At 59.1% G+C, this 12175-nt stretch carries 8 protein-coding genes; 4 read left to right on the forward strand and 4 right to left on the reverse strand.

Annotated features, from left to right (window positions below; translation table 11 throughout):
- Positions 1 to 36 precede the first annotated feature (36 nt).
- The 3 genes from nrdI to nrdF all read left to right on the forward strand — a co-directional run bounded on the left by nrdI (position 37) and on the right by nrdF (position 4239).
- Positions 37 to 510 carry a class Ib ribonucleoside-diphosphate reductase assembly flavoprotein NrdI gene (gene nrdI, locus AU252_RS20235; protein ID WP_200950610.1) on the forward strand — a complete coding sequence of 158 codons (474 nt, stop codon included), beginning with the start codon at positions 37 to 39 and terminating at the stop codon, positions 508 to 510.
- A 53-nt stretch (positions 511 to 563) separates the two neighbouring features.
- Complete coding sequence (gene nrdE, locus AU252_RS20240) at positions 564 to 2684, forward strand: class 1b ribonucleoside-diphosphate reductase subunit alpha (protein ID WP_058933079.1); 2121 nt, start codon at positions 564 to 566, stop codon at positions 2682 to 2684.
- A gap of 580 nt (positions 2685 to 3264) precedes the next feature.
- Positions 3265 to 4239 (forward strand): class 1b ribonucleoside-diphosphate reductase subunit beta, encoded by a 975-nt coding sequence (nrdF, locus tag AU252_RS20245; protein WP_058932245.1) that lies wholly within the window; start codon positions 3265 to 3267, stop codon positions 4237 to 4239.
- A gap of 1012 nt (positions 4240 to 5251) precedes the next feature.
- Here nrdF and AU252_RS20255 read toward each other — a convergent pair.
- Complete coding sequence (locus AU252_RS20255; protein WP_083510495.1) at positions 5252 to 6277, reverse strand: RICIN domain-containing protein; 1026 nt, start codon at positions 6275 to 6277, stop codon at positions 5252 to 5254.
- Between the two features lie 754 nt (positions 6278 to 7031).
- On the opposite strand from AU252_RS20255, the gene AU252_RS23965 reads away from it, so the two are divergent.
- Positions 7032 to 7196: a hypothetical protein gene (locus AU252_RS23965; RefSeq protein WP_157769024.1), complete on the forward strand. Its 165-nt coding sequence runs from the start codon at positions 7032 to 7034 to the stop codon at positions 7194 to 7196.
- A gap of 332 nt (positions 7197 to 7528) precedes the next feature.
- Here AU252_RS23965 and AU252_RS20260 read toward each other — a convergent pair whose 3' ends face one another.
- From AU252_RS20260 to AU252_RS20270, 3 genes are all read right to left on the reverse strand, one after another.
- Complete coding sequence (locus tag AU252_RS20260) at positions 7529 to 7810, reverse strand: hypothetical protein (RefSeq protein ID WP_058932248.1); 282 nt, start codon at positions 7808 to 7810, stop codon at positions 7529 to 7531.
- Between the two features lie 987 nt (positions 7811 to 8797).
- The gene (locus AU252_RS25055; RefSeq protein WP_430929453.1) at positions 8798 to 9733 is read right to left on the reverse strand and encodes a fibronectin type III domain-containing protein; all 936 of its coding nucleotides are present in this window, start codon (positions 9731 to 9733) and stop codon (positions 8798 to 8800) included.
- A gap of 158 nt (positions 9734 to 9891) precedes the next feature.
- Positions 9892 to 11610 carry an ATP-binding protein gene (locus AU252_RS20270; protein WP_157769025.1) on the reverse strand — a complete coding sequence of 573 codons (1719 nt, stop codon included), beginning with the start codon at positions 11608 to 11610 and terminating at the stop codon, positions 9892 to 9894.
- Between the last annotated feature and the right edge of the window lie 565 nt (positions 11611 to 12175).

The raw sequence follows: 12175 nt of genomic DNA on the forward strand, positions 1-12175 counted from the left end.
CGGCAACTTTCAATCCGCACACATGAGGTGACTCCCGTGTCAGCACTGGCAGTAGCCAGGGCCCAGGTGGCCCCGTTGGCGCCTGTCACCACACAGAGCCAGCTCATCTACTTTTCCTCCACCTCCGAGAACACCAGCCGCTTTGTCGCGAAGCTCGGATGTGAGCTGGCACGGATCCCGCTCCATGCAAAGGATGCACCCCTTCTCGCCACCCGGCCTTACGTCCTGGTAGTGCCGACGTACGGGGGCACCGGGGGAGAGGGCTCCGTGCCCAAGCAGGTGATCCGCTTTCTGAACGACCCGCAGAACAGGCAACTGATCCGTGGGGTTATCGGTGCAGGCAACACAAACTTCGGGGACAACTACTGCATGGCCGCGGACATTATTGCCGCCAAGTGCAACGTCCCCCGGCTTTACAGATTTGAACTAATGGGCACGCCAGAAGACGTCGCCCGCGTACACAATGGATTGGACACGTTTTGGACACGACTGTCGCAGACACAGAAGTAACCAGGGCCGAAGGCCAGGGCACCCGCGCAGGCGCTGCCGTCGAAAAGCCCGAGATGCCGGCCGCCTATAAGGGCCTGGGCTATCACGAGCTCAACGCCATGCTGAACCTGTACGGTCCGAACGGCGAGATCCAGTTCGAGGCCGACCGCGAGGCTGCACACCAGTACTTCCTGCAGCACGTGAACAACAACACCGTCTTTTTCCATGACCTGGAAGAGAAGCTCGACTACCTGGTGAAGAACCAGTACTACGAGCGCGAAACCCTCGACCAGTACACGATGAACTTCATCCGCGAGCTCTACAACCGCGCGTACAAAAAGAAGTTCCGCTTCGAGACTTTCCTGGGCGCGTTCAAGTTCTACACGTCCTACACGCTGAAGACGTTCGACGGCAATCGATTCCTGGAGCGCTACGAGGACCGCGTCTGCATGGTGGCCCTGCACCTGGCCCGCGGCGACGAAAAGCTCGCCCTGCAGATGGTGGACGAGATCATCGAAGGCCGCTTCCAACCGGCCACCCCCACGTTCCTGAACGCCGGCAAGCGCCAGCGTGGCGAGCTGGTTTCCTGCTTCCTGCTCCGCATCGAAGACAACATGGAGTCGATCGGCCGGTCCATCAACTCGGCGCTGCAGCTGTCCAAGCGCGGCGGCGGTGTGGCGTTCGCGCTGACCAACATCCGCGAAGTCGGCGCCCCGATCAAGCAGATCGAGAACCAGTCCTCCGGCGTCATCCCCGTGATGAAGCTCCTCGAGGACAGCTTCTCCTACGCCAACCAGCTCGGTGCCCGTCAGGGTGCCGGTGCGGTGTACCTGCACGCGCACCACCCGGACATTTACCGCTTCCTGGACACCAAGCGCGAGAACGCGGATGAGAAGATCCGCATCAAGACCCTCTCGCTGGGTGTTGTCATCCCGGACATCACGTTCGAGCTGGCCAAGAAGGACGAGGACATGTACCTGTTCTCCCCGTACGACGTCGAGCGCGTCTACGGCATGCCGTTCTCCGACGTCTCGGTCACCGAGAAGTACTACGAGATGGTGGACGATTCCCGGATCAAGAAGACCAAGATCAAGGCGCGCGAGTTCTTCCAGACCCTCGCCGAGATCCAGTTCGAATCCGGCTACCCGTACATCATGTTCGAGGACACCGTGAACCGGGAAAACCCGATCGACGGCAAGATCATCATGTCCAACCTGTGCTCGGAAATCCTCCAGGTTTCCCAGCCCACCACGTACCACGATGACCTGTCCTACGACCAGACCGGCAAGGACATCTCCTGCAACCTGGGCTCGCTGAACATCGCGAAGGCTATGGACAGCCCGGACTTCGGCCTGACCATCGAGACGGCCATCCGGTCCCTCTCGGCGGTCTCGGACATGTCCAACATCACCTCGGTGCCGTCCATCGCCCGCGGCAACGACCAGTCCCACGCCATCGGCCTGGGCCAGATGAACCTGCACGGCTACCTGGCCCGCGAGCGGGTCCACTACGGTTCCGAAGAGGGCCTGGACTTCACCAACATCTACTTCTACTCGGTGGTGTACCACGCGGTCCGCGCCTCCAACCTGCTGTCCATCCAGACCGGACAGACCTTCGGCGGCTTCGAGAAGTCCAAGTACGCCTCGGGCGAGTTCTTCGACAAGTACACGGAGCAGGAGTGGGTGCCGCAGACCGAGAAGGTCGCGGAGCTGTTCAAGACCATCCACATCCCCACCCAGGATGACTGGCGCGAGCTGAAGGCCTCCGTTATGGAGCACGGCATCTACAACCAGAACCTGCAGGCCGTCCCGCCGACGGGCTCGATCTCCTACATCAACAACTCCACCTCCTCGATCCACCCGGTGGCGTCCAAGATCGAGATCCGCAAGGAAGGCAAGCTGGGCCGCGTGTACTACCCGGCGCCGTACCTGACGAACGACAACCTGGAGTACTACCAGGACGCGTACGAGCTCGGCTACGAGAAGGTCATCGACACCTACGCCGCCGCCACCCAGCACGTGGACCAGGGCCTGTCCCTGACGCTGTTCTTCAAGGACACGGCCACCACGCGCGACATCAACCGGGCCCAGATCTACGCCTGGAAGAAGGGCATCAAGACCATCTACTACATCCGTCTCCGCCAGCTCGCGCTGGAGGGAACTGAGGTGGACAACTGCGTCAGCTGCATGCTGTGACACTCGAAATCGGTTGATTTACGACGGCGGCAAGCTCCCCGCGTAGTAAGCCAGACTTAAAAGCTTGAGGGGCCGTGCGCTAACACGGCCCCTCAAGAATCTCGCGCACGAGACGTTCCAAATTGAATCTCTGGAAGGTCGAATGTATCAGGGCACGCGGACGAAAGTCCAAATTCCCACGCGGGATTCCGTAGCTGCCCACAAGGTCAGCTATGAAATCAACGGCCGAGCATTCGGCAGAAAGGGGCACCAGTGCCTCAGAAAATTGCACGTGACGCAAAGACCGGCGCATTCATCCCCATGGCGACGGCGCAGCGCCGTCCCAGTACGACGACGGTGGAGTTTGTGGGTTCAGGTACATCGAACTCACGGCTTGTGAACCGCTCCGCGGACACGGGCAGGTTCGTGACCGACACTGCCGCTAGGCGGAGTCCGGCGCAGACGATTAGGCAGTGGGTCTAAGAGTTTCGAGTGTGGCTGTGTGGGTGCCCACGCCGGGGTGCCCACACAGCCATCTAGAATTGAAACAGGCACGGCGGGTCGCTCCCCGTGCAACAGCAATCAGGCGGAGGAACACAAATTGACCGAGAAGCTCAAGTTACTGAGCCATGTTGAAGCCATCAACTGGAACCGCATCCAGGACGATAAGGACGTAGACGTCTGGAACCGTCTGGTCAACAACTTCTGGCTGCCCGAGAAGATCCCGCTCTCCAACGACGTGCAGTCGTGGGCCACGCTGACTCCGGACGAGCAGCAGCTCACCATGCGCGTGTTCACGGGCCTGACCCTGCTGGACACCATCCAGGGCACCGTCGGCGCCGTTTCTTTGATTCCGGACGCAATCACCCCGCACGAGGAAGCCGTCTACACGAACATTGCGTTCATGGAGTCCGTGCACGCCAAGAGCTACTCCTCGATCTTCTCCACGCTGGCCTCCACCAAGGAGATCGACGAGGCATTCCGCTGGTCCACGGAGAACGTGAACCTTCAGAAGAAGGCCCAGATCGTCATGGACTACTACCAGGGCGACGATCCGCTGAAGCGCAAGGTGGCCTCCACGCTGCTGGAGTCCTTCCTGTTCTACTCGGGCTTCTACCTGCCGATGTACTGGTCCTCACGGGCAAAGCTGACGAACACGGCCGACCTGATCCGCCTGATCATCCGCGACGAAGCCGTCCACGGCTACTACATCGGCTACAAGTTCCAGAAGGGCCTGGAAGGTCTCTCCGAGGAGCGCAAGCAGGAGATCAAGGACTACACGTTCGAGCTGCTCTTCGAGCTGTACGAGAACGAGGTCCAGTACACTCACGACCTCTACGATTCCGTTGGCCTGGCCGAGGACGTCAAGAAGTTCCTGCACTACAACGCCAACAAAGCACTGATGAACCTGGGCTACGAGGCCATGTTCCCGGCTTCAGTCACCGACGTGAACCCGGCCATCCTCTCGGCCCTGTCACCGAATGCCGACGAAAACCACGACTTCTTCTCTGGGTCCGGTTCGTCGTACGTCATCGGCAAGGCCGTCAACACTGAGGATGACGACTGGGACTTCTAGGACCCTGTGAGATCGGAGGCTAGTTGGCGGTTCGAATACTAGTTGGCGAAACGGCACTGGGAAGTTGGCGCAAACTGGCCTAGTTGGCGGTTCGCTTGGTCGGTCGTAGCTGGCCCTTTGACTCACACGGACGCAGGTCCCGCGCTTTCCAGTGCGGGGCCTGCTGTGTAATTGGGAGCAATTGATCTGTCTCAGGACAATAGAGAGCCTGGTTGGCGGAAGAAGCGCGGGTCGTTGGAAGCTGGACTTGTCCGAGCCTCCGGGGGGATTGTCCGACGCATGCAGCAAGAGCCGTGGTCGCCTGACTCTCGTGGTGACTCCGGACGCCTGCGTCGCTATGAGTGACGGAGCCAATGTACGAGGGTCGGGTATCTCCGCCGTGTCAAACCTTCAGTGCTTGACAGCACATGCGTCGGTCACTCCTTCGGCCAAACATCGTAGTCATGGTGCTGTTCTTGGGCCTTTCGCTATGAGGTCATGTCCACCTGGCCGCCGCGTTTACTACAGCTATGCCGCGGCGGACAAATCAAAAAGAAGACAAACCCTTAGGGCGTCAGTCAGTGCCTGAGTCACACCGCAGCACAGCCACTTCCATCATTACCGATGCCAGGTGAAAGGATCGCCGGATTACAACCTTGTGGAGAAGAATCGTTCCATTGATGATGGTGCTGCCACTGTTTGGTTGTGCCACGGCCACGGCCACTGCCACGGCAATGCATTGGAGCAGCGACAAGTCATGAGACTTGGAGACATAGATCATGCGGAGTTGAGCGGACAAGGAGCATCGTTAGTCTCCTGTGTGGTCTAGCAGCGGCGAAACCCCTTCCACGTGGATACATGCAATAGGCCCAGGGTCTCAGCGTCTTTCTGAACACGAGGAGGGTGAGCGATGATTGGCATTTATCGAGGAACCCTCCTCAGGATTTCCAAACGCGGGCCCAAAGCCTTGCTGCAAGGGCCCGCGCAGGAAATCGGCTCATTATTCAGAAATGCCTTCCCGTGGTTCCGTGGGTCAGCCTGGAAGGATAATCCAGCGTTGTGTGCTGCTGTTCTGCCGTTCGCGGGTAACCATGAAGCGGAAGTTCGGATCTGTGGATAGATAGGCGTCGACGAAGCGGCCGTTGCTGAGCTGCTGGAGCGTGTATCTGTCGTTGCCCAGGGAGATCGTCACCCAGTGTTGGCTGTCATTGTTCTGCCGTTCGCGCGTAACGAGGCCGAAGTCAAGTCCCTGATCCGCGGTTTCATGGGCGTCAACGAAGCGGCCGTTGCTCGCCTGCTGGATCGTGTGGACACGTCCAACGGAATTCAGAATCCAGAATTGACTTGGGTGGTTTTGCGGATCGCGGGTGACGAGGCGGAAGTCCAGATCCGCGGATTCATGGGCGTCGACGAAGAGGCCATTGATCTCCTGCTGAAGAGTGAATGTGCCGTTGCCCAGGGGTCTGATAATCCAGCGTTGGCTGTCGTTGTTCTGCCGTTCGCGGGTAACGAGGCGGAAGTCCTGATCCTTGGTTACATAAGCATCGACGAAGCGGCGGGTGCTGAGCTGCTGAAGGGTGTATCTGTCGTTGCCCAGCGAGATAGCAATCCAGCGTTGGGTGTCATTGTTCTGCCATTCGCGCGTAACGACGCCGAAGTCAAGTCCACGATCCGCGGTTTCATGGGCGTCGACGAAGCGGTGGGTGCTCGCCTGCTGGATGGTGAAAACATGTCCGACAGGATTCAGTAGCCAGCGTTGCGTGTCATTGCTCTGCGGACCGCGGGTGACGAGGCGGTAATCCTGATTCGCGGATTCATGGGCATCGACGAAGAGGCGGTTATATTCTTGCTGGATCGTGTACCGTCCCTGCAAGGCGGCGGCGGAGGAACCTATTTGACTGGGCGCCAAGGGGTTCGCGTGGGCCGCGGCGGCGGGCAACGCTGTTGCGGCCAGAAGCCCCGCTCCAGCCATTAGTGTTTGTCGCCTGGTTACGTGAGGAAGTCCGGTGAGTCCGGCAGGAGTTTTTCTCCCGCTTCCTGCACTTTCGAATATAGACATTTTGTGCTCCTTCTATGCGATTTGCGTTGGTAAATGAGAAGTAGAAATGCGCCAGGAGAATGTCTCGATAGGCTTCATTTCCAGTCAACCTCGGTGCCAGCTGGGTTCCGGTCCAGGCTTTGGCTCCGTGTGCATTCCCAAGCTAAGCCTCGGGCCTTCAGAGATGCTTCTGCGTTTCTTCAGGTCATCTGCGGTCAACCCATGGGGGGAGTCGTGACCAGTTCAGGCTTCCCGTTGCTCCGGATTTCGTTGGTTATCGCTGCCAAAGTTTCTGAATCGCCATCGGTAACCGCTGTATGGCCACTTGCCAGCTGCGAGACCAGGATTTCTCCGCTGCGCGCGCACTTCCGCGAATTTTCTTGCAAGCCCGGGCGACTTGGATCGCGGTCGCAGTAGTATCCGTCCACAGCCAACGGCAGTGTCGGATTGGGTCCACGACTTGGCCTCGGCGCTGGTGGCAGCAGACGACGCCTACATCCACTCGTCATTTCTAGACTGTGCATCCAGATCCTGAATGAGTAGTACTTTCACATTAGATTCGGTGGCTGGCCGTCTTTGGAGAAATGCTTGGTTACGCAGAATTCAGGACTCACAGAGGGTGATTGGAGCCGTCGAGTCGCGGGCGATGCTGGCCAGTTGCTTGATGTCCCTGATGCCGGCGTTCAGGCACCGGTCCCGTCAGTGGCGATGTCGGCCCCACCCATGAGGGTCTGGATGGCGTCCAGAAGCGTGACTGACACGGCCAGGTGGAGCGGTGCCCGAGGGAGCCAGGCGTCCGTGCTTCGTCTGCCCCGTGGGCAACCACCGCTTTGCGCAGCAGTTCATGCAGGACAGGATCCGTGATGGTCTGGCCAAGGACATCGTGCCGTCGGGCCCGCGGGCGAAAGGAAGTTCGATGACGTTCATGACCGGCTCCTGACTGCTCCTGGTGTTGTACCGGTTATGTGTACGCCCGACAGGAATCGATCACTGGATCAATCAGACGGCGAGGCTGAACAGGTCCGCCACTTCGTACGTCGATGGCCGGCGGACATGTGGGTATCCATGGATCCCGGCAGAACCGAGAATTGTGTCGAGCGAAGACACGGCCCTCATGTGTGCGGAGAACTCCGCGCGGCTCACACCGCTGTGGCTGCAGACGGACCCGGATAATGGCGCCGGAACAGCCATCCACCCATCTCCAATGTGAGGGGCCCGCTGGCGACCCTTTGTACACTAGCCGAAGCTGCGCAGGCGTGGGGGTGGCTGTTATCAGGGACGGGGAGTCGGGTAGAGGCTACCCTTGGGAAGCCAGAGCGTGGAGTAGGTCGCGCCGTCGCGCAGCAGCCGTTCCGATGATTGTGGCCAATCTTGGTCTGTCGTGCAGAACCATCGCGCCAGCCTCAAGCCGCCAATGGTGACCTTGTGCTTCTGATAGGCATGCGGCTCGCCGTGCGCGTTGTTGATGATGATGGCGAGAACCGGCAGAGCCTCCAGCTCTACCTCAGTGGTCATGGTGCCGTCGTCGAGCTCGGGGTCACCTATTCGTTTCATGACCGGGATCTCCTCTGGATCATTTGGGACAAGTGCGGACGGTGATGTTTTTCGGATCCTGAACGGTATCGAGGTTGATGCAAAGTTCCCTCGCATCCAGTGGCTCCGTGTGCATTCCCAAGCTAGGTCTAGCGCGTTCAGGGAAGCTTCTGTGTTTCTTCAGGTCCCCTTCGGTCAGCGTTGCATCGGGCGTCGTGACCTGTTTCCGCAGCCCTCCGGAGCTCGCTACTGCTGTAGTAGGTTCCCGCGTCTTCATAGAGCCCACGGTCCTTGGCTAGAATCCCCAGGGCGTTGAGGCGGGCCGGCTGGCAGAAGGGGAGAATCCCGCGCTTGTGCGAGAGCAAAGGCGCTAGCCAGGGTGACCACCAATTCGTCATAGCCTGCGGATAGCCGTTGGCTGTTTCCTTTATGGACGAGAATGGCGCAGTACGAGGTCGCCGTCCACCTGCACAAGATCGCGGGAATCCAGCAGGCTCAGGGAGACTACTCATATGCTGAGGCCACCCTGAGTGAAGCGCTGGCGTGCACGATCGACCACTTTGTTCTCACTCTCGGCAATCTCGTCCCATCGGGGCTTGGATCGGCGAGGACCGCAAATGGTCGCAGCCATGCAGGCCATGGACAGGGTCGAGGAAGCCATCACCCAACTGCGTTCTTAGCGGCCTACTGAGGTATGACCCGGGCAGCTGCCGCTGCCTTTTCTGGACGATCTGCTCAAACGTCGAACAGCTGTCAATCGTCATGGGATCCAGTGTTTAGTTCAGGATTGGTCCTCGCCGCTACGCACCGCCCGGCTGTCAGACCAGCCTCTGGTTCCACCGTTAGTCAGACGATCCCGCCAACGTACGTACTTGGGGGCCCCTACATAGGGGCCCCCAAGTATCTCTGTTGTTGATTCGCCCGCTAGAGAGCGAAGACACCGGATTCAATTGTGTGAAGCGCGTCTTGTCCTGCAGAGGAGGAGTGGCTTAGGCATTACGCTCGTTGCTATTCCATAACATAGTCCGGAGTGGCGCACACTTCATTGGATGGCAGTGACTGGCCCCGGCTGTTCATTGCGACCACTCGGAAGCAGTAGTCCTGGCCCCAAATCAAGTTGTCCGCTAGCATTTGCTCCGTTGCCGAACTCGGTGGCCGTGATACCAGCACTTTGTTGAGCACCCAAGAACTATCCCCGGCCCGCTTGGTGTAGAGGCCGTAGCCCCACTCCCAGACAACGGAGCGGCCGAATGAGAGCCCAACAGAATTAGCCCCTATGAGCGTGACTCGAAGATTCGTCGGTCGGGACGGTGCTGCCGGAACTGCGCATGCCTCCGGGCTGTATTTGACTCCGCCCAGGTTGGCTGCACTGATGTGGTAGCAAAAGATCGTCCCATAGGGCACCGCGTGAGTGATTGTGTAGGTCTTGCCTGTGGTGCTGATTGACGTGCTGGGCAGGCTGGGGGCGTTTTTCCATGCCCCTCCGTGGTCGCGGTACTGGACCCCGAACACAAGCTCATTGGTCGACCTGTCCGTCCAGGTCAGCGTCACCTGCGTGCTGCCGTTGTGGACCGCCGTCGGCGTGCTAGGGGCCAGCGGGGCAGCAGGCAGTGTCGGCTGCCCAACGGGGCCGGATGCATTGGCCGGTGATAGACCCAGTAGGCCCAAAATTGGCAGTGATAGGCACAAGGCGAGCAGTATCTTGAATCGTCGGCCAGCCTTGGCTGCCGGCCGGGTATCACGGTGGTTGGCCGGGTTCATGAGAGTGTAAAACATGGAAAGCTTCCTAACGTCCTGGTGATGCTTGGGATGTGTGGACATGCCTTTCGCCGCCTTTATAGGCGTGCTGGACCTGATTTTTCTAAAGTCCTCGCGTGGCAGGTGTGTATCGCTTGACTGGACAAGCGATTTTCCGCTGGGCCCGAAAGTAGACGGGGCGGGCATTGGTATATTGATGGTGCGGTTCCCTGTTCTGGGTCCGGCAACTCCCAAGTTAGGTTCCGCGCCTTCACGAAAGCTTTTGTTTTTCTTCAGAACCTTGTGGCCAACGCATATCGACGTCGTGCCAAGTGCCGCAGGCTTCCCAGTAGAACGTTTCGGATTTAGCTCGCTGCTGGCCTGCGAGAGGCCTCAGGGACTGGGAGTTGGGAGAAGAACGGCGTCTCAAGTTCACTCCGCGCTAGAGAGATGGCTGTTGCCAGCGGCAATTGGTCACCTTCCTGCCATTCCCGGGCGTACTCGTCGTCTCCGAGGATCGTTCGTGCTGTCTGACTGGCTTGCTCGAGCCAACGGACTAGGAACGGGTGCGATGCGGCGCCGATTGCGGTTCGCAGATGCTCTGCCGCGCCCATCAGGATGACCTGCTGCTCAGTGTTTCTTCGGGCACCTGACACTTCGGCTGCCATGAAGATCGCAAGTGACAGGCCCCAAAGTCCGCCGAGTCTTTGGAAGATCTGGAATCCCTCACTGAAGTACGGAACGGCTTGGGTCAGGTTTCCGGCGTACCAGTGGGAGACGCCGAGGGCGAGTGTCGCCCACCCCGTGCACTCCGGATCCTGGTGCGGACCGCTGGCTGAGAGGCATTGCTCTGCGAGGGTTCCGGTCAGTTCGTATTGAGCACGACAGAGAGCCACGCTGGTCATGAAGACGAAAGCCCAGCTCTCAAGCCACGAGTCTTTGGCAGTAATGGCGTTCTCCAGCGACTCTTTAAGGAAGCTATCGGCCTCGTCAAGTTCGCCTTGGAACATGGAACATAAGCCAAGGTACTGCAGAGCATGGGCCAGGGAGGCACGGTCTCCGGTTCCGCGGGCCAAGCCGACGGCCTCCCTGCAGGCGCTCATTGTGGTGAGAGGGTCTCCTTGAATGACTGCAAGCGTCGCTTCACCGAGAAGGACCCGAGTGCGGGCTTGGTTTGAGATGTCGCGACCAGGCCGGAGGACCTGTTCTATCCAACGACGACCTTCGCTGTAGTGGCCGTGCAGGTCCCAAAATGGATACAGAGATCCCGCAATGCGCGCTGCCGTTTCAAAATCACGGATCTGCATCGATATTTCAAGTGCCGAACGAAGGTTGTCATGGTCCAGACTGAGGCGATCCAGCCATGTCTCCTGGTCGGGGCCTCGCAGCGCAGATGCTGCATGTTCCGCCACAATGAGGTAGTAGGACGCATGAAGCATCCGCATGCGTTCCAACTGGTTGTTCGATTGCAGTCGCTCCAGTCCGAACAGGCGCAGACTGTCGAGCAGTCGGTAGCGGCGCCCCGAAACACCACGGTCCTCACTGACGACTAGTGATTTGTCCACTAAGCGGCTAAGAGTCATGGCGACTGGATCCCCTGATTGTTCGTGTGAATCGGTGAGCGACTCTGCAGCCTCGAGAGTGAACCCTCCGACGAATACGGCAAGGCTGTCGAAAAGTTGTCGTTCGGCCCGGTTCAGGAGTCCATAGCTCCAATCTGCTACGGCCCGCAGTGTTTGATGTCTGGCGAGCGGTGCGTGCGTTGAGCCGTTCAGGAGGTCAAATCGGTCGTTCAGGCGCTGAGCGATGATGTGAACATCTAGGGAGTTCACCAGCGCGGCCGCCAATTCAATGGCGAGGGGCAGCCCATCCAGCCTTTGGCATATCGTAATGATCGCCTGGCTGTTGCTGTGGTCGAGTCGGAATCCGGGACGAACGGCCGACGCCCGTTCCACCATGAGATTAACCGAGTCGGATTGCAGCAGGGCCGGAATTTCCGCAGGACCGGGTTTGGGTATGCCCAGGCCGCCGAGGGTCCGCAGAGTTTCTCCTGCAAGACCGAGCCTCTCCTGGCTTGTCGCCAAAATGGATATATTCGGACAGGACCTAAGCAGCCGATAGACGAGGGCAGAGACGTCATCGACCAGGTATTCGCAACCATCCAGTATCAGGAGCGTCTTTTCCCGCTGTAACCGGTCTTTCTATCTGCCGTACTTAAACCTCGACGTCGTCCTTTTTCGGACTAACCCAAGCCGTGTGTCCAGTACGTTCCTAGATTAACAATTCCATTTCTAAATTCGCCATACCTTAACAGTTGTTAATTTAGAACCGACGAAAGCGTTCAACCGGCGCCTGCGCAGCCTGGTTCGCCGTCTCAGCGCGGCTCGCGCGGGATCTCAAACTTCATGGGGGAGCGAGGCAGTGGACTGTCCGACCCGTTCACCGTTCCACCATTGCGCTGCCGTCTGGACCGGCATGTTACTCATAGGCTGACAATGCGCCGTGTGCCGAACCCGCGAATATTTCTTTGGCAGGGGAACCATATCCACCTGTCCTGCATGAATGGAAAACCCTGACGCTCGGATGTTGTCTAGCAATGGCCACAGGTCTGGGCGAACACGGCCCATGCCGCCTCGAACTTGTTGGCTA

The sequence above is a fragment of the Pseudarthrobacter sulfonivorans genome, assembly GCF_001484605.1.
GTDB classification, from domain to species: domain Bacteria; phylum Actinomycetota; class Actinomycetes; order Actinomycetales; family Micrococcaceae; genus Arthrobacter; species Arthrobacter sulfonivorans_A.